Annotated in this window: 18 protein-coding genes; 11 read left to right on the top strand and 7 right to left on the bottom strand. The window is 40.8% G+C overall.

The window, feature by feature from the left end:
* The first annotated feature begins 90 nt into the window (after positions 1–90).
* Complete coding sequence (locus QUF49_RS17285; protein WP_289496918.1) at positions 91–516, top strand: YkvA family protein; 426 nt, start codon at positions 91–93, stop codon at positions 514–516.
* A gap of 25 nt (positions 517–541) precedes the next feature.
* Here QUF49_RS17285 and QUF49_RS17280 read toward each other — a convergent pair whose 3' ends face one another.
* Entirely contained in the window at positions 542–1,054 is a 513-nt protein-coding gene (locus QUF49_RS17280) for a tryptophan transporter (RefSeq protein ID WP_289496917.1), read from the bottom strand.
* Between the two features lie 117 nt (positions 1,055–1,171).
* On the bottom strand, positions 1,172–2,251 hold the full coding sequence (gene serC, locus QUF49_RS17275) for a 3-phosphoserine/phosphohydroxythreonine transaminase (protein WP_289496916.1): 1,080 nt from the start codon (positions 2,249–2,251) through the stop codon (positions 1,172–1,174).
* Positions 2,252–2,407: 156 nt separating this feature from the next.
* On the opposite strand from serC, the gene QUF49_RS17270 reads away from it, so the two are divergent.
* A complete protein-coding gene (locus QUF49_RS17270; RefSeq protein ID WP_289496915.1) occupies positions 2,408–2,554 on the top strand; it encodes a hypothetical protein in 147 nt (48 codons plus the stop codon).
* A 49-nt stretch (positions 2,555–2,603) separates the two neighbouring features.
* Here QUF49_RS17270 and QUF49_RS17265 read toward each other — a convergent pair whose 3' ends face one another.
* A complete protein-coding gene (locus tag QUF49_RS17265) occupies positions 2,604–3,062 on the bottom strand; it encodes an HIT family protein (protein ID WP_425590478.1) in 459 nt (152 codons plus the stop codon).
* Positions 3,063–3,335: 273 nt separating this feature from the next.
* Between QUF49_RS17265 and QUF49_RS17260 the strand changes: the two genes are divergently transcribed.
* From QUF49_RS17260 to QUF49_RS17240, 5 genes are all read left to right on the top strand, one after another.
* Positions 3,336–3,476, top strand: a complete 141-nt coding sequence (locus QUF49_RS17260) for a hypothetical protein (RefSeq protein ID WP_289496913.1) — start codon at positions 3,336–3,338, stop codon at positions 3,474–3,476.
* Between the two features lie 295 nt (positions 3,477–3,771).
* The gene (locus tag QUF49_RS17255; protein ID WP_289496912.1) at positions 3,772–4,308 is read left to right on the top strand and encodes a PCYCGC motif-containing (lipo)protein; all 537 of its coding nucleotides are present in this window, start codon (positions 3,772–3,774) and stop codon (positions 4,306–4,308) included.
* A 64-nt stretch (positions 4,309–4,372) separates the two neighbouring features.
* A complete protein-coding gene (locus tag QUF49_RS17250) occupies positions 4,373–5,116 on the top strand; it encodes an ABC transporter ATP-binding protein (protein ID WP_289496911.1) in 744 nt (247 codons plus the stop codon).
* Entirely contained in the window at positions 5,113–6,330 is a 1,218-nt protein-coding gene (locus tag QUF49_RS17245; protein ID WP_289496910.1) for an ABC transporter permease, read from the top strand. The genes QUF49_RS17250 and QUF49_RS17245 overlap by 4 nt, the downstream gene beginning before the upstream one ends.
* Before the next feature lie 152 nt (positions 6,331–6,482).
* A complete protein-coding gene (locus tag QUF49_RS17240) occupies positions 6,483–7,253 on the top strand; it encodes an EcsC family protein (RefSeq protein WP_289496909.1) in 771 nt (256 codons plus the stop codon).
* Positions 7,254–7,278: 25 nt separating this feature from the next.
* Here the strand turns inward: QUF49_RS17240 and QUF49_RS17235 are convergent, their stop codons facing one another.
* Positions 7,279–7,710: a ferritin-like domain-containing protein gene (locus tag QUF49_RS17235; protein WP_289496908.1), complete on the bottom strand. Its 432-nt coding sequence runs from the start codon at positions 7,708–7,710 to the stop codon at positions 7,279–7,281.
* A 215-nt stretch (positions 7,711–7,925) separates the two neighbouring features.
* On the opposite strand from QUF49_RS17235, the gene QUF49_RS17230 reads away from it, so the two are divergent.
* On the top strand, positions 7,926–8,243 hold the full coding sequence (locus tag QUF49_RS17230; protein ID WP_425590504.1) for a DUF3243 domain-containing protein: 318 nt from the start codon (positions 7,926–7,928) through the stop codon (positions 8,241–8,243).
* Between the two features lie 296 nt (positions 8,244–8,539).
* Positions 8,540–9,247: a phosphatase PAP2 family protein gene (locus QUF49_RS17225; RefSeq protein WP_289496905.1), complete on the top strand. Its 708-nt coding sequence runs from the start codon at positions 8,540–8,542 to the stop codon at positions 9,245–9,247.
* Here QUF49_RS17225 and QUF49_RS17220 read toward each other — a convergent pair.
* A complete protein-coding gene (locus tag QUF49_RS17220) occupies positions 9,225–10,109 on the bottom strand; it encodes a diacylglycerol/lipid kinase family protein (protein WP_289496904.1) in 885 nt (294 codons plus the stop codon). The two genes, QUF49_RS17225 and QUF49_RS17220, sit on opposite strands and share 23 nt — an antisense overlap.
* A 26-nt stretch (positions 10,110–10,135) precedes the next feature.
* Positions 10,136–10,627 (bottom strand): antibiotic biosynthesis monooxygenase family protein, encoded by a 492-nt coding sequence (locus QUF49_RS17215; protein WP_289496903.1) that lies wholly within the window; start codon positions 10,625–10,627, stop codon positions 10,136–10,138.
* A gap of 155 nt (positions 10,628–10,782) precedes the next feature.
* Between QUF49_RS17215 and QUF49_RS17210 the strand changes: the two genes are divergently transcribed.
* A complete protein-coding gene (locus QUF49_RS17210; protein WP_289496902.1) occupies positions 10,783–13,005 on the top strand; it encodes a transglycosylase domain-containing protein in 2,223 nt (740 codons plus the stop codon).
* A gap of 204 nt (positions 13,006–13,209) precedes the next feature.
* On the opposite strand, the gene QUF49_RS17205 is transcribed toward QUF49_RS17210, so the two are convergent.
* On the bottom strand, positions 13,210–16,434 hold the full coding sequence (locus QUF49_RS17205; RefSeq protein WP_289496901.1) for a M36 family metallopeptidase: 3,225 nt from the start codon (positions 16,432–16,434) through the stop codon (positions 13,210–13,212).
* A gap of 338 nt (positions 16,435–16,772) precedes the next feature.
* Here QUF49_RS17205 and hemE point away from each other — a divergent pair, with 338 nt between their 5' ends.
* On the top strand, positions 16,773–17,801 hold the full coding sequence (hemE, locus tag QUF49_RS17200; RefSeq protein ID WP_289497692.1) for a uroporphyrinogen decarboxylase: 1,029 nt from the start codon (positions 16,773–16,775) through the stop codon (positions 17,799–17,801).

Raw genomic sequence — 17,801 nt, 5'->3', positions numbered from 1 at the left:
AAAAGCAATAAAGAAAAAAGAATTGATAGGAATTGACGAAGAGGATAAAAAGAGGGTATACATAAATAAAAAAGGCTGGAGGGATATGGGTTGAAACAAAATACAATCGGTAACTATTTCAACAAAATGAAAGAAAAAGCGAGTGCTGTCCTTGAAAGTTCTACCCAAACAGGTGAGCTTGTATCAGAAGCGGAAAGCAAAAGTTCACAGCCGGAAAGCCAAGGGCTGAATAAATTAGGGTCACAAGTAAAAGCTCTAGTACGACTCGTAAAGTCTTATAAAAAAGGCGATTATCGTGATGTTTCTAAAAAGTCTTTAGTACTTATGGTGGCTGGACTTCTGTATTTTGTGAGTCCGATCGATGCTGTTCCAGATTTTCTTATCGGTGCAGGATTACTAGATGATGCTACCGTACTTGCTTTTATTTTTAAAACCCTATCGAGCGAAATAGATGCGTTTCAATCTTGGGAAGAAGAGAAAGAGGAAGAAGACACATACGTAAAGCCAGCTCCTTAAGGAACTGGCTTTTTATTAATATTTATTATGCTGTTAAACTTGATCGTTTAGAAAATCGTTCTGCTACTGGATATATGAAGAACATGATCAATCCGCTAACAATGCTCGTTGGAACAACAATCATTCCGATAAAACTGAATAGTGAGCCTGGCAGTCCGGCTACAAGCATTGCGACAAGAAGGAATAATGTTCCACTGATAATGGTTCCGACTACCGTTAGAAGAACGGCGCTAATTGCATTTACTTTTACTTTTTTAGCTAATAGGAACAAAGCCAAAAAGATAAAAGCAGTTATTGGTTTTTCAACGATATTTGCAATTTGTCCGCCAGCCATTCCTGTTGTTAGTGCTGATATAACACCTGCAGCCATACTTGCGATCAATACGTTTTGTTTCGTAGGGGCAAGCATGATAGCTAAAAACATCATTACGAGCAGCAAATCAGGTTTCATTCCAAAAAATAATGGCGGTACGATCGTGTGAAAAACATACCCTAATGCAATAAGTACAGAAGTTAAAGCTAGTGATTTAGTATTCATTTCTCATCTCTCCTCAGCTATTCTTTAGCCTAATTTCTCTCCAATAGTGCCCTCATGACCTATTGCGAAAGTACTTTCATGTTACCAGATGTCCATACAACTGAAAAGGGTTAAGAACTACTTTCCGTATTTTTCCTGAAATTGAACCATGAACTCTGCAAGGCTGTCGCAAGATTCTTGGGGAACGGCATTATAGATAGATGCTCTGAATCCGCCAACAGATCGGTGGCCATTTAAACCGTAGATTCCGTTTTCTTCGCTCTCTTTTATAAATTGCTGTTCTAGGTCTTGGCTGCCCAACGTAAACGTAATATTCATGTCTGAACGTGAATCACGCGTTGCGTAGCCGTTGTAAAAACCTTTGCTGCGGTCGATGGCATCATAAATGACGTTTGCTTTCTTCTGATTCCTAATTTCCATCTCGTTCACACCGCCTGACCTCTCAACCCAGCCGAGAACGAGGTTAAGAAGATAGATCGAATAGACGGGAGGGGTGTTGTATAGAGATTTGTTTTTTGCATGAACAGAATAGGACAAGATCGATGGGACGGTTTTGCTATCTTGCAAAAGATCTTTTCTAATAATGACAGCAGTTACACCAGATGGACCGAGGTTCTTTTGAGCTCCTGCATAGATCAGGCCGTATTTATCGACAGAAAAAGGTCTGCTCATAATATCACTCGACATGTCAGCTACAAGAGCAGGATGTGAAAATGCATTTAAGTCTGGCCATTGAGTGCCATAAATCGTGTTGTTAGAGGTGATGTGTAGGTAGGCATCATTTTCGCTTGGTACATAATCTATTACAGGAAGCGTACGATATCCAGAAGCCTTACCGGTTATAACGGATTCACTCGATCCGATTCTCTGTGCTTCTTGATAAGCTTTTTCAGACCAAGAGCCTGTTAGAATATACTTTGCCGTTTTTCCATCAGTGATAAGGTTCATTGGGATCATAGCGAATTGCAGACTTGCGCCGCCTTGTAAAAACAAAACATCATGTGTATCCGGGATATCGAGCAAGCTTCTCATTCGGTTCTTTGCTTGTTCATGGATGTCTTCGTAATCTTTTCCCCTATGACTGTGCTCCATGATATTTAAACCAGTGTTTTGAAAATCATCCCATTCTTCTTTCGCTTGCTGCATAACCTCTTTGGGCAGTGTTGTTGGTCCTGCTTGGAAATAAATGCGTGTCATCGTTCTCCTCCTCCAATTATAAGCTCCCATAAAATGATCCCCGCGGACTCTAGCTTAATTAAGAAATGCTCTAGATTTGAAAAAATGCTCTTTATAAAATTGTTGCTTTCGAATTTTTCTTTATCATCTTCCCTGAAAAGTTGATTGGAGTGTAAGGTGCGAGACTCCTGCGGGACAGGCGGGCAGGTGAGACACTTAAGAGTGAAACGTACGAATGTGGCTCACCGCCTGCCCCGCGGAAAGCGAGTATCCTGTAACGGAAATCAACCACTTTCAAGAGCAACAAAGATTGTGCAAAAATGAATATGAAAAAACTGCCCAGTTTAAAAAAAGGCAGTTTTAATATGTAACGCTAGTTTTTAACGTTTTCTTTAATATTTTGAGCAATTTCAGTCATTTCGTTCGCAGGGGTATCCTGCGTTTTCCAGACCGCACCAAAACCGTCACCCGATCCATATCGAGGGATAAAGTGCATGTGATAGTGGAAAACAGATTGTCCAGCTGCTTCACCGTTGTTATTTAAGATGTTCAGACCAATTGGATTAAACGTTTGTTTAATTCCTGAAGCAATTTTAGGCACGACAGAATAAAGTTTCGCTGCTGTTTCTGCAGACAGTTCAAAAATATCCTTGGAGTGCTCTTTAGGAATGATCAGCGTATGTCCTTTTGTCACTTGGCTGATGTCTAGAAAGGCCAAGACGTTCTCATCTTCATACACTTTGTAGGATGGAATTTCACCCGCAACAATTTTACAAAAAATGCAGTTTGAATCGTGGGACAAGTGGCTCACCTCATTTTTTTTACTTATCATATCACACATAACTAGCCAAAAAAATAAAGCTTTTTGTTAATTGCTCATATCAAAATGGTTTCGATCTCGGTTTTACCTTGTTCTTTATTCATCATTGAAAAGTTGATTGGAGCGGAAGGCGCGAGACTCCTGCAGGACAGGCGGGCAGTACGAAAAGTGGAAGTGGCTCGTTCAGCCCCGACAAGCAAAAGGTGAATGGGCTAGGAAGGCGCACTTTGCCTTCTGGACCATTTAGCTTTTGACCTCGAGGGGCTAGCCACTGTAACTAGGCAGGTGAGACACTTATACGTGAAACGTCCGAATGTGGCTCAACGCCTGCCCTGCGGAAAGCGAGCGCCTGCAGCGGAAATCAACCTCAACAACAAAAATAAAGAAGAAGGGTCCTATTCAATAATAGAACCCTCCTTCTTATAGAGGTTAGAGAAGAAAGGAGAACACGAAAACAAAACAATACGATTTTTTAGCCATGCACCTCGGTATTAAGAATTTGCAATTGCTCAAGCACTGAATAGTCCAAGAGAATCATCTCCTTAAAAGTTTGCATATCTGAAAAAATCTAATACCTTGCATCTTTCTCCCTGAAGAAGGGGGGATACCTTCTTCCCTCTTATCTTGTCCATGAAGTCTCTGTTGTTATACATATAAAATTGGTAAAAGAAACGTGAATTACGCTATTATAAGGAAAGAATGACAAAAAGGAGGATTCTCCGTGAAAAGAAGACAACTTGTATTAACGATGACACTTGCTGCTGGTTTTCTCATCTCAGGCTGTGGAAATCAAGGTAATGAAGATCATAAAAATCATCAAGAGAAATCACAATCAAAAAATGAAGGTTCTCATCAAGGACATGAGAATCATCTGCCGAATGGCGATATTCAAGAACTTACGGCGTCAATGGATGTGCTGCCTGGATTTTTAGATAAACAGCCTAAAGAGATTGCAGCCATCTATGCAGCAGCGCCTAAATATAAAGAACTGCTTGAATCTATGCCTTGTTATTGTGGTTGTGGAGGTTCAGCTGGGCATAAAGATAATTATGATTGCTTTGTTGCAGAGAATAAAGAAGGTGGAGAGATCGTTTGGGATGATCATGGAACAAAATGCGGCACGTGTCTTGAAATTGCGGCAGTCAGCATGAGTGAATCAGCGAATGGCAAGAGCGATCTAGAAATCAGAAAAATGATCGATGAAAAATATAAAGAAGGCTATGCAGAACCAACACCAACACCAATGCCTGCTTCATAAGGGGTAAAAGGGTAAAAAATGGCAAAGAATAAAGACATAGATAAATGAAAAAGGAGGGTATTAGATGAAGCCGATCCTTGAAGTTAACGATCTAACAGGAGGTTATCTTCCTAATCAGCCTGTTATTCATCATTTGGATTTCTCGGTAAAGGAAAATGAAATTGTAGGGCTGATCGGTCTGAACGGAGCAGGTAAAAGTACGACGATTAAGCACGTTTTAGGTCTAATGGAACCGATGTCTGGCACATCAAAAATTGATGGACAGACTTTCAGAGATGAACCGGAAATTTATCGCAGTCAATTTACGTACATACCAGAAGTTCCAATTCTTTATGAAGAGCTAACACTTTGGGAGCATCTAGAATTAACAGCAATGGCGTACGGCCTTGAAGAACAAACCTTTTTAACTCGTGTCCGTCCCTTATTGGAAGAGTTTCGAATGGACAACAAGATCAAGTGGTTTCCAAGCCAGTTCTCTAAAGGAATGAAACAAAAGGTAATGATCCTTTGCGCTCTGTTAGTAGAACCGAAGCTGTATATTGTGGATGAACCATTTGTTGGTCTTGATCCACTCGGAATTCAATCCTTTTTGGAGTATATGGTGAAGTTTAGGAACAGCGGAGCAGGTGTTTTGATGTCGACTCATATTTTATCAACGGCAGAAAGATACTGTGATCGTTTTTTAATTTTGCATGAAGGAAAGTTAGTTTTGAGCGGAACTTTAGACGAATTAAGAGTAAGAAGCGGGCTGGAAAAAGCGACATTAGACGAGATCTATCTTTATGTGGCAAGAGGTAAAGTCACATGATTGATGTGAAAAAATTATGGACAAAACGGCGCAATGCCCATTTAACGCAAACACTTAAATATTTTAGTTTAATGGCAAACAGCGGGCTCATTGTTTCCTTAATTTTGCTCATCGTTATTGGAAGTGTGTATTATGCGAAGCTGCTTCAAGCGCTGCCTAAAGATTTCCCAGCCGTCTTCGTTCTTACAATTGTTTTTTCAATCTGGTTAACGAAGAGTGCAATCCGTACGTTGTTAAAAGAAGGAGATCTTGTATTTCTGCTCCCTGTGGAATCAGGAATGAAACAATATTTCTCAAAAGCCATCTCTTCAGCTACAGCAACAGGGGCTTTTTCAACACTATTCATTTTTACTTTGCTCTGGCCGGTCGTTCAAGTTTTTATTCATGATGGCTGGAAAATGTACGTGACTTTTGGCTTCTTTTTAATTGCAGCTAAAGTATTCAACATATACGTGTCATGGGAAGAAAGAAGACTGCCCTATAAAAGTCATCAGTTGAACTATAGAATCTTGAGGTTCATTGTGAATTTTGTGTATGCTTATCTGCTCTTTAATGAAGCATACATCTTTTTAATCGCAATCTTTGCAATTATGTATGTGCTGAAAAATTTTGTTTTTGGCGTCTTTAAAAAGCAGCATGGCTATCAGTGGGAAATGCTATTAGCAGAAGAACAAGCATTAAAAATGAAGGGCTATCGACTCGTCAATTACTTTACAGATGTACCAGCACTCAAACAGACGGTTCATAAACGACCTTGGTTAAACGGTTTAGCTGCTTTTTCATTTAAAAAGAAAAACGCTTTATCTTCTCTATATACGAAAACGTTTATCCGTTCGGGTGATTATTTAGGGTTATATATCCGTTTAATCTTAGTCGGCTTCTTCTTCCTCTATTTGATTCCAGCTGGATGGTGGCAGCTCGTTGTTGTTTTTTTGTTTTTTCAAATGTTCTCACTGCAGTTGTTTACCCTTTACACGCAATACAGGTGGAATGTTATTTTCATGATCTACCCTGTTGAGCAAGCCGTGAAGGTTAAAGCTTTTCAGAAGTGGCTTAAAAACTTGTTGCTCTTACAAGGGATTTTTTATGGAGTCTTTTACGGATTCCTAACAGGCGATTGGCTGATCGCCGTGTTAATGCCTGTTGCAGCATTAGTTTACGGTTTACTTCGTTTACCTTCTATGACAAAAAAGCATGTAACATTAACTCCTTAGCCCGAATGGTTGGGGAGTTTTTTTAGTCGTATCTTTTAGTGAAATCTCTATCATTGAAATGTAAAAGTGAAATTTAAAGAAAGCAATAGCGTATATCTATTAATGAAACTTAACATGACGCGTTTACATATCGGAAAGAGAGGAGGAGCGACATGAACGAATATGAACAAAAAGTCGCTCAAGAGCTAAAACAATGGGAAATTGAGATGTGCAAAAGGCCGTCACTTTGGAATAAAGCAACAAAATCGGTTCAAACCAAGATAAACGAAAAAATTCCTCAAAAAGTGCACGACGTCATAACAGCAAGTATGAAACAAATGATTAAAGCCACTTTAATCGGCTCAAAATATACAACAAAAAGAACGATCAAATTTACAGCAGATCTTCGTGAACGTGATTACAAGTTTCAAGATCGTCTTGCTTTTTACAAGAAAACAGCTGCAGTAGAAGGAGCTGGAACAGGTGCAGGCGGTATTTTGCTCGGACTAGCAGATTTTCCTTTGCTTCTTGGTATTAAGATGAAGTTCCTTTTTGAAGCTGCAAGTATATATGGGCTGGATGTAAGGGACTACAGGGAGCGTATTTTCATTTTGCACGTATTTCGTCTCGCTTTCTCCGATCCTCATAAACGGAAAGAGGCATATGAAAAGGTTGTCCATTGGAAGGAAACCATTAAGGAGTTTCCGGAACATCCAAATTCTATTGATCAGCTGAACTGGCAGGATTTGCAGCAGGACTATCGAGATCATATCGACCTTATAAAAATGCTTCAGATGGTGCCGGGCTTAGGGGCGATTGTAGGAGCGTATGCCAATTATCACTTTCTAGATGATTTGGGCCAAGTGGCGAAGAATTGTTTTAGGTGGCGTTTGTTGACAGATGAAAAAAACAAAAAAATCATAAATAAAAAGCACCCGCTTTAAAAGGGGTGCCTCTGTTTTAATCATTTTAGAAACGGCTGTCGGTAAGTAAGCGATCCATTTCTTCTTTATGCTTCGTTTCATCAGCGATCATATCTTCCAACTGAACAACAAGCTCAGTCAATTTTAGGTTAGAAGCTTGTTCCTTGCGCTCTTCATAGCGTCTGATTGTATCTTCTTCAGCATTTCGAGCTTCTTCCAGCATTTCACGAACGCTCTCAACTTGTTTAACTGGTTTTGGTTGAGTAGTTGGTGTTCCTCCAAGTGTCTTAATCTTTTCAGCTAGGTAAAGAGCGTGTCCTTGTTCGTCAGCAATTTCACTTTGGAAAAAAGGTTTAAGAATTTGGCGGTACAACCCAGAAACCGTTGCAGCATTATGATTGTACATAATGATTGCTGAGTACTCGTTTGCAAGATCCTCGTTTAGTCCATCGATTAGTGCTTGTAAGTCTTTTTCCATTTGAATAACCTCCTGAATCTTGTTCTACAGAGATATCCTTCCCTTTTTCGAACAAACATAAACGAAAATTTAAGGATAGATTAGATTTCAAAATCAAACTGTATAAATATGTTTAAGGTGTGTTAAAAGCGGTAAAACACTAGTATGCATGAAACAAACATTGAACAAAAGTGATACAAAAAACAAAGGAGGCAACAAAAATGGATAGCAGACATATGGTTGATGAAGAACGCAATGTAGACACAAGCAAGGTGGAGGAAACAGCAAGCCGAATGAGTGAGAGCAAAAAAGACGAAATTTTATCGAACTTCGAAGAGTTTAAAAGTTACCTGCACAGCAAAGTACAGATTGGTGAAAAAATGGGGATGAGTGAAGAAACGCTTGCAAAAACAGCTGAGAAAGTAGCAGATTACTTAGCAGACCATGAGGAGCCACGCAATTCAGAAGAAAACCTTTTAAAAGAGCTGTGGAAAGTTGGGGAACAAGAAGAGCGCCATAAGCTCGCTCATATGCTAGTAAAGCTTGTAAAGTAAATGATTTTTCAAGAAAAGCTGCTTGGTAAACGAGCAGCTTTTTTTCATTAGTTTCTTTTGTGTTTGATAAGTTGATTGAGTGGATGAGAGATACTGGCACACCGGGATTGGCCGTTTTTTAGAAAATGAAAAGTGGACAGTAAAACAGAAGAAGTGGACAGTAAAGTACTGAAAGTAGACATCATAGCTGAAACCAATCACTTTCCAGACCAACAAGGTTTGTAGAAAGTGGTTTAGTACAAGTCGAAAAAGTGAAAACTTATCTTAAAACAAAGGCAGAAGATGAGGAGATCTTTATGTTACGAGAACTGGCCAATAAACTACCCTTTCCAATACTGCCGTTACTCTATATATTGGGCGGGCTAGCTCTTTCGTTTTTTTCTTTAAACGTGTTTTTCGAGTTGTCAGAAGACTTGATGGAAGATGAGCGTTTTCAGTTTGATCAAGTCATTATAGAATACGTTTCAAACATAAGAAACGATACCTTAACTGGATTTATGAAATTTATTACCTTTTTAGGATCTATTAATGTTCTTACTCTCTTATTAGTGGGAAGTCTTATTTGGCTGATCGCAAAGAGAAAGAATTATTGGGGTGCTATTTTTTATTTAGTGGCAGTAGCAGGTGGCGGCCTACTAAATCTTGGTTTAAAGCATTGGTTTGGAAGAATACGTCCTGAAAATAGTTTAATTGTGGAGCAAGGATTCAGCTATCCGAGCGGACATGCTATGGGGAGTTTGATTTATTATGGCTTTCTCGGATATTTGGTTGTGAGAAGCAGAAGAGGGAAGTCTCTTAAAGTAATACTAGCTGTTGGTTTTATTACAACCATTTTGCTGATCGGTTTTAGCCGCATTTACTTAGGGGTTCATTATCCATCCGATGTGTTAGCTGGTTTTTCAGCAGGAACGGTCTGGCTGTTCATATGTATCGGTGGCAGGGAATCGATTAGAGCGTATCAAAAAAGGACGCTTCCTTTTTTTAAAAGGAAACATCCCCAATAAGGGCGGTCAGTTGTTTTTTTAGGCATTTTACGACTGCAGGTGTTTCGTGTTCGCGCTCCCCATCACAGTCAATGAGCTGTTGGGGAGCCGTTTTTATGTGTATTTCTGAGCTTTGAAAATAATGATAACCTTGTCCTTCCTTCGATGTGTCAGACAAACGATTTTGAAGGACATCCCAAATAAATGAAATGGAGGGTTCTTCAATCAGCAAGCAATCAAGCATGCCGTCTTGAATATCCGTATCTGGAAAAAAAGGTCTTATGCCTCCAGTGAATGGGCCGTTAACCGCAAGAAACATCGCGGCATTTCCGTTAAATTGAAATTCTTTAGATTCTATTGAAATCTCGAAGGGTTCCCATGTTTGAAAGGATTTAGCAGCTGATAAATAATAAGAAAGCCTGCCGAATTTTTCTTTTGTATCAGGATCAATGGACTCTGATACGTGAGTGATCAGTCCGATTCCCCAAAAATTCGTAAAAAAATGACCGTTGAATTCACCAGCATCAATAGATTGAATTCTTTTCTCACTAAGCTGTGCCGCGGCTTTCACAGGATTTTGGTTCATCCCTAAAGCCCTTGAAAAATCATTGCATGTTCCGCCAGGCAATATTCCGAATGCTGGCGGATTTTCTTTTACCGACAATACCGCTTCAGCAATTTCATGGACAGTACCATCCCCGCCTGCTGCAATGATGAGATCTGTTTCTTGATGAAGCTGCTGGACGAATGAAGCGCCTTCTCCAGGAGCAGTCGTTTCGTAAACTTGAACATCCTCAAAACCATTTTTTAGTTCAGTAAGAACAGCATTCCACTGATTCAGAAGCCGCCCTTGACCAGCCGCTGGATTAAGGATAACGGACACTCGTTTTAATGATGAACGATTCGTATTCATTGTACGACCATGTATTCTTTTACGAATGACTTTCCACTAAAGAGTGTTTCAGGCAGGCCTTTTGAAGTGCCTCTATTTTTGTGAGCTTCTTCATAAGCTTTTGACTGCTGCCAATTCATAAAGTCAGCATGCGATTTCCAAAGCGTCAGAACGATGTATGGATCTTGATGAAGCGGGCGGAGAATTCGAATGCCGTTAAATCCAGGCTCACTTTCAACAAGCCCTGCACGGTTTTGAAACCGTTCTTCAAACAGAGCTCTGCCTTCATCTGAAACCGGAATATGGTTCATAACGACGAAACCAGCCCCCGTTAGAGATCCTCTTTGGTTAATAACTTCGTACTCATGTTTTTCCGTAAATGGATTTTCTCCGTCTGTTTCAAAAACAAGAGCGGAATTGGAATCACCTTCTAGCAGGATAGCTTGGTCATATTTTTCTTGATAGGTCGCTAAATAGTCTGTAGTCCCATATGTAATGTATATTTTCATGCGGATCCCTGCCTTTTTATTAATTTACCTATGTTTTACCCAACCGTTCAGCACATTAAACAGTGTAAGAATGTGGTTACTTGTAATATACTTTCCAACTGAGGGAAAATTATATAAAATGTACTTTTCGACCTAGAATGAAATGAGGGTTGGTTATGGTAAAGAAAAGTCTCATCGCACTCGGTGTATTAATAGGTTCGCTAATCATTGGCTTTTTTGCGTACTTATTTATTATTTTGGCTGGAGATTATGTTATAGATGAAAAAGCTCTTGTTATGGATTCTGCGACACTTCTCGTAACAGAGGACGGAGATAAAATAACAAAGATTTATGATGAGAACCGTGAAATTGTCAGTATAGAAGATATCCCTAAACATGTACAAGAAGCGTTTGTCGCCGTAGAGGATAGCCGTTTTTATAAACATAACGGCATTGATGTTAAAGCGATTTCCCGTGCGATCTATAAGGACATTTTAGCTGGAGGCAAAGTTGAGGGAGGAAGTACGATCACCCAGCAGCTTGCAAAGAACGTCTTTTTATCACACGAGAAGTCGTGGTTTCGAAAGACGAAGGAAGCTGTTATTGCTATAAATCTAGAAAGAAGATATCCAAAAGACAAAATCTTAGAGATGTATTTGAATCAAATCTATTTCGGACATGGAGCGTACGGGATCCAGCTCGCGGCGAAAACGTATTTTAATAAGGATGTAAGTGACTTAACTGTGGCTGAAGGAGCGATGCTTGCCGGACTTCCGAAAGCACCAAACTATTATTCTCCGCTCAAACATCCTAAGGAAGCAAAAGATCGCCGTGATCTTGTTCTTGCTTTAATGGAAAAACAAGATTATCTTTCACCTTCAGAAACGGTTAGGGCACAAGGGAAAACGATCGCACTTGATTTTCAGCAAGAAGAACGTAATCCCGCGTATACAACGTATATTGACATGGTAATTAAAGAAGCGAAGGATAAATATCAGCTCTCTAGAGAAGAACTGAGACAGGGAGGCTACAAAATTGTGGTACCGATGGATCCTTCAGCACAAGATGCGGTGTATAAAAGTTTTCAGAACGGCCAGTATTTTGTCGGTACGGGCCAAGAAAAACCTGAAGGCGCGATGGTTCTCATGAATGGCAAAACCGGCGGACTGATTGCCGTTCAAGGCGGACGGAATTATGTAACGGAAGGGCTGAACCGTGTAGAAGTTAATCGTCAGCCAGGCTCTACCTTTAAGCCATTATCTGTTTATGGACCAGCATTGGAATCAGAAAAATACAAACCATATTCTATGCTGCGAGATGAGGAATTAAGCTATAACGGTTATGAACCGAAAAATTATAATGACAGGTATGAAGGCGAAGTGTCGATGGTTGATGCCATATCCCATTCGGTGAATTCATCTGCTGTTTGGCTGTTAAATGAGATCGGAATCTCAGACTCGAAAACCTATTTAGACCAGCTCGGAATGCCGATTGAGGATAAGGGACTTGGAATCGCACTCGGCGGTATTGATCAAGGGGTAAGTCCTCTTCAGATGGTAAAAGGGTATCGTAGTTTTCTTCATGAAGGCAAAACGGTAGAACCTTTTGTGATCAGTAAAATTTATAATAATGAAGGCGAGCTTATCGGTAAAGCGAAGCGTGAAGAAGAGAAAGTGTGGAAAAAACAAAACGCTTGGTATATGACCCGCATGCTTCAGCAGGTGGTGAAGAACGGTACGGGATCAGATGGACCTGAAAATATGGAGATTGCAGGTAAAACAGGAACGACAAACTATCCGAACGTAAAAAAAGGAAATAAAGATACATGGTTTGTGGGCTATACTCCTGAAGTCGTTGGTGCGGTTTGGATTGGATATGACCGTACTACGAAAGACACATACTTGAACAGCGGAAGCGCCCTTCCTACGCTTTTATTTAAACAAGTGATTAATGGAATGCCGTCTCAACAGGGATTATCGTTTAAAAAGCCTGATGGGGTGAAGGACTTAGAGCCTCCGATTGAATTGATAGAGATTGGCGACCTGCGTGCAGCGTTTGGAATGGGTGATTATGGAATGCCGTCGGTTAAGCTGAACTGGACACCATCTAAAGATAAGCGACTGCAGTATAAAGTGTACGCGGTAAACGAAGGAGAAACAACGCTTTTAGATACGATAAAAGGAAAGGGAGAATACTTGGCTTCCGGTAAGAATTTGTTTACTCTTCCTGACTTTTATGTGGTGCCTTATAATCCTCTGACCAAGCAAGATGGAAAGCCTTCGAATGTTGTATCAATCTCGCTTTTCCCGGGTTTTGGTGATGATGATAAAAAAGACGCAAAGCAAAAAGGTAAGCATGGTAAAGGGAAAGAGAAGAAGAAGAAAAAGAAGAATGATTAAAATGTGGAAGATGGATGGCTTAGCGATCCGTCTTTTTTTTGAGAGCCGGTGACAGGGGGCTTATCGCAAGCACCGTGGAAGGGAGCTTTCTGGAGCGAAAAAACCACTTCCAAGAGCATCAAAGTTTGCGGAAAAAGCCTGTGTAAAAGAGTAAAAAAGATAGGCTGGTAGCCTATCTTTTTTACTTCATTTGAGGAATCTACATCAATTTCCAAAGGGACTTTTTACTTCAACTGTGAAAGGCACGTTTCCGCCTGTGTACAGTCCTGCATAAATATAGGATGTTCCGCCGGGTACGACGCCTGATTCATTCGCACCCGCTGTTGCAATACTGCCGATCAGATTAAATGCAGAGTCATAGAAATAAACATCCAGATCGTGAGCACCGCCATCAGGACCCGCGACCGTTACATTATGAAGCCCGTCACGGTATTGCTCTGGAATGCTTATTACATATCCATCCACCCCTTGTGAAGCTGGCTTAGGATTCTGAGTAGCAACGAATTCGTTTTGTGTCACACTGCCTGTGGCATTTAAGTCAGCTAAGCTTCCGATGCCTGTAGCAGGATTTCCAGAAAGTATGACACCTTCAGTTTTAAAAGGTTCTGTTACAACTGGAGGAAGTGCTGAAACCTTTGACGGTCGTTCTGCAAACACTTGTAGTTCAGCCACTTGAACAGATCCTAATGAATTATCCTGAGCACTATTGGCGATGAATTTCACGAAATTCGCTTTTACTGGTTCTGCAAGATCAAAGGTTCTATAATGCAGATCAGGTGTTGCTGGCCGAGGTTTGCCTGCTGTAAATGTTCCATCTTTTACCGTTGTCCAGTTCTCGCCGTCAAGCGATGTTTGGACGGTAAAATCTTTTAATGCCGAAAAGCGGGCTTTTGCAATGTCTTTAAAAGCACTGACTTGAACACTAGATACAGTTGCTGGCTTGTCACCAGCTAAATCTACTACTAACTCGGATCCGGTAAATCCTTCTTCTTTCGTTTGTGAAGAGAAGACCGTCGCTTCCGTATCATCGAGTGCATTTTTTGCAGGATGTGTATCCGTTTCATCGGTTACAGAAAAAATCTCAGCGCCATTTGCTGCTGAAGCAAGGTTAGGAGATAGGTTTACATTTAAAGATTCAATTTCACCGGCAGTAATCTTTACATCTTTAAATGTTGTAGAACCAAAACCTCGAGCTTGGATGGTAATATCATATGTTCCTGAAACCATTGGAAGGCTAAAACCACCTTTATCACTTGATAGAGCAACAGGACTTGTACGAGCCTCATATTGACCAATGATAATTTTGGCATCCTTTACCGGTTTATTGGTTGAAGCATTGATAATTTTTCCTGCAAGCATGCCATTTTCCCCTGAAACAGGATGGTCGTATGAAGGCGATGGATCTGTGTCATCACCTGATTGTGATTTTGCGGAAGCACCAAGTCCACGCTGTGAAAAAGCCTTCCATAGTAAATCATAATGCTCGCCGCCATAACGGTCTTGATCAGCTGCAATGATGGCTGTGCGCATGTCATCCATTGATGGGTCTGGTGCTGAAATCGGCATAGCGTCCATTACGATGTGTTCGGCAACAGCTTCTCCTTTTTCTTTACCAAGTTCGGCTATTAAGCTATCTCTTACGTGCCATAGAATAGCGGCCCATATCTCACCATCAGCGTGAACTTCAGGTCCGACGATATCAAATCCGATATCACCAAACTGCAGGGGAGCATCGTCAAGTGCCCAGCTCCGAATCCCGCGTTCTTGGTTTCCTGTAACATATGCACCAACAACAGGGTCTTTTTGAAGACCATTTTTCACAAGGTAATGCATGCCGAACCAGTCACCCCAAGCCTCCCCCATTGAGCCTGCCTGATGGCTGTTGAGAGATTCGCCTCCAGCTACATAACGATTAGAAAGGGCATGGCTGTATTCGTGATAGATGATTCCTGCATCAAAATCGCCATCTGTATATTCGCCTTCAAATGCACCTTTAATCGGTTCCCATAAAAACATTCCGCTCCAGGCAGGGATGCCATCAGGCAGTGTAAGCATATAAGCATTATCACGACCGGTATAAGTCGGTTCTCCACCTGAAGCTGCACCAGCCTGTACAAGTCCTAATATCGGGTCACCGTCCATGCCGCCTTTACCAAAATTCGCGGCTTGGAGGTTTCCTGCAGTTTCTGTCCACCCAAGTTTATAAAAGTAATCGTGGAACAGATTGTGATGGTAGAACAGATTTGTAGAAGCGCTGTCTGCATCTTCTGCATAAGAAGGCGGGAAAATCTGGCCGTGTGTCTCATTCCATGTGTTTTTAAACGCATATTTAAACTTGCCCAGGGGATTCACAGGTCTAACTAGTCCAGCTCCTTCTGGAACGAGGAAGTTGCTCCAGTTTACATAGGTGTCTGCATTATTACCGAGTGTTGTAACCCCTGCGTCATTTGCCGGTAAAAGCCAGCCTTGTGGAGAAGCAGCCGGATCACCTTTAAAGGACTTTAATACCTGGGTTCCGCCAGATGCAGCTCCCGGGTAATTTTCAAAAATCAGCCCTTCAGGATCAAGGTTTTGAACGAGAGAACGTTCGAATAGCGTCTTTCCAGTAACCCCATCTACCACTACTTCTTTACCTTTGTTCAATTGTTCAATAAATAGTACGCGGTAGGCTGGCCTTACTCCATCAGGTGTAACAAAAGATGACTTTTTCACACGCTGAACGGTTGGGAGGGATTCGCCAGCCGTATATTCTTCCCAACCATGTTTTGTACCCGTTAAAGAAGGTGCATAACTTAAATTCGGTAGATGTTCTTTTACTACAGATAAAAGAGCATCCTTGCTTGATAGTTTGTGTGCTTCATCGAGTTTGGAAGCCCTTGAAGTATTGGAGGCAACGGAGAGGATGCGTCCGTCTTTATTAACGGAAACGATGATTCGCCCTCCATTTGCTGATTCAATCCCAGAGAATGATTGCTGAAACACGACTGTCTGAAGACCGTTTCCTTGAATTTTGTGGTTTTTAATCATAGAAAGAGAATCTGTTTGTTCAGAGGTAAATCCGAAAACTTCAGCGTTCGATTTAAGCCAACTTCGCGCAATGGTTTCACTATTATAGGCCGAAGGAGAGGTTAAATACCCTTTGTTTTTCGTTATAAAAGAAGGTGTTCCAAAAGTAGAATTCCAAGAAATTTTTGTGCCTGACCCTGATGATTGAATAAGTTTATTTGCAGCTTGAATCTGTAAATCAGAAGGCATAACAGCAGCTAAATTTTTTCGAATATCGAAGGCTTCGTGCTGATGTTCATCGGCTTTATTTAACTCGTCTTCTGATAAAGCATTAACGGGAAGGGAGCTATCTCCTAGCAACTGGGAAGCGAGCAGAGCGGAACTCATCAATGTTCCAGCTAAAGTTTTTTTATTTAAGGACATTATAATCACTCCTTTATTGAATTTTCTGACTTTTATTACCGTTATTAAACAATTGAACAGAAGTCTTAGTCAATGACGCAGGAGAAAGATAGTGCTTTTCCTGATAAAGTTTAGCCCCAAGTTGTAAGCCTGGCATACAACTAAGGTTATAGTTAGGTCAATAACCTGCCATTTTGCCAAAATCATGACAATTGAGCTTATTGCCTATACTTTTATTATGAATTCCCTTACAATGTGTATGGATATTGACGTTAAAGGTTTTAAGTTTCAGTGGCTAGGAGATAACAATAGTGCTGCAAGCTTTTGGTCTTGGATAGAAAGGTGTGTACGTTTTGACAATGAATGAAGAGTTTTTAAAAGCGTGTCGTAAGGAGAAAAATTCACATATTCCTGTATGGTACATGAGACAGGCGGGCCGTTCCCAGCCGGAGTACCGTAAATTGAAAGAGAAGTATTCACTATTTGAAATCACACATAGACCAGAGATTTGCGCTGGCGTTACGAAGCTGCCGGTTGATCAGCATGGTGTTGATGCTGCGATTCTTTACAAAGATATTATGTCTCCTGTTCCTGCAATTGGCGTGGATGTAGAGATCAAATCAGGAATTGGACCAGTGATTGATAAGCCTGTTCGAACACGTGAAGACGTGGAACGTTTAGGAAAGATCAACCCTGAAAAAGACGTACCATATGTTTTGGATACAATTAAGATTTTACGTCAGCAGTTAGAAGTGCCTCTTATTACGTTTGCAGGTGCTCCTTTTACACTTGCGAGCTATATGGTTGAAGGAGGACCTTCACGCGATTATCATAAAACTAAGCAGTTGATGTACTCAGATCCTGAAAGCTGGTTCATGCTGATGGACAAGCTTGGCGATATGACGATTGCATATGCAAAAGCACAAATCGCTGCTGGCGCACAAGCTTTTCAGATTTTCGATTCATGGGTAGGTGCGTTGAATGCACAGGATTACGCAAAATACATCATGCCTGTTATGGATAGAATCTTCTCCGAACTTCGAGGAGAAGGAGTGCCTTTAATTCTTTACGGAACAGGCGCACGCCATTTAGTAATGGAGTGGAACGAGCTTCCGATTGATGTGATCGGACTCGACTGGAGACTATCACCAAGAGAAGCGCGTCAGATGGGTGTTACGAAGGCGCTTCAAGGAAACTTGGATCCTTCTATTCTATTGGCACCGTGGGAAGTAATTGAAGCACGTACGAAAGAAATTTTGGATGAAGGTATGGAAGAACCAGGATTTATCTTCAATGTGGGTAAAGGTATTTTCCCAGAAGTAAACATTGCGACATTAAAACAACTGACCACCTTTGTCCATGAATATACGTCTAATAAACTAGGGTGA

The sequence above is a fragment of the Fictibacillus sp. b24 genome (assembly GCF_030348825.1).
Classification (GTDB): Bacteria; Bacillota; Bacilli; order Bacillales; family Fictibacillaceae; genus Fictibacillus.
The sequence above is the reverse complement of the archived record's forward strand: the minus strand, read 5'-3'. Positions and strand labels throughout refer to the sequence as shown.

Excerpts from the sequence above, each read along its gene's own strand:
- QUF49_RS17280 (WP_289496917.1), bottom strand. The coding sequence starts at position 1,054 with ATGAATACTAAATCACTAGCTTTAACTTCTGTACTTATTGCATTAGGG.
- serC (WP_289496916.1), bottom strand. The coding sequence starts at position 2,251 with ATGACACGCATTTATTTCCAAGCAGGACCAACAACACTGCCCAAAGAG.
- QUF49_RS17265 (WP_425590478.1), bottom strand. The coding sequence starts at position 3,062 with ATGATAAGTAAAAAAAATGAGGTGAGCCACTTGTCCCACGATTCAAAC.
- QUF49_RS17250 (WP_289496911.1), top strand. The coding sequence starts at position 4,373 with ATGAAGCCGATCCTTGAAGTTAACGATCTAACAGGAGGTTATCTTCCT.
- QUF49_RS17245 (WP_289496910.1), top strand. The coding sequence starts at position 5,113 with ATGATTGATGTGAAAAAATTATGGACAAAACGGCGCAATGCCCATTTA.
- QUF49_RS17240 (WP_289496909.1), top strand. The coding sequence starts at position 6,483 with ATGAACGAATATGAACAAAAAGTCGCTCAAGAGCTAAAACAATGGGAA.
- QUF49_RS17235 (WP_289496908.1), bottom strand. The coding sequence starts at position 7,710 with ATGGAAAAAGACTTACAAGCACTAATCGATGGACTAAACGAGGATCTT.
- QUF49_RS17230 (WP_425590504.1), top strand. The coding sequence starts at position 7,926 with ATGGTTGATGAAGAACGCAATGTAGACACAAGCAAGGTGGAGGAAACA.
- QUF49_RS17225 (WP_289496905.1), top strand. The coding sequence starts at position 8,540 with ATGTTACGAGAACTGGCCAATAAACTACCCTTTCCAATACTGCCGTTA.
- QUF49_RS17215 (WP_289496903.1), bottom strand. The coding sequence starts at position 10,627 with ATGAAAATATACATTACATATGGGACTACAGACTATTTAGCGACCTAT.
- QUF49_RS17210 (WP_289496902.1), top strand. The coding sequence starts at position 10,783 with ATGGTAAAGAAAAGTCTCATCGCACTCGGTGTATTAATAGGTTCGCTA.
- QUF49_RS17205 (WP_289496901.1), bottom strand. The coding sequence starts at position 16,434 with ATGTCCTTAAATAAAAAAACTTTAGCTGGAACATTGATGAGTTCCGCT.
- hemE (WP_289497692.1), top strand. The coding sequence starts at position 16,773 with ATGAATGAAGAGTTTTTAAAAGCGTGTCGTAAGGAGAAAAATTCACAT.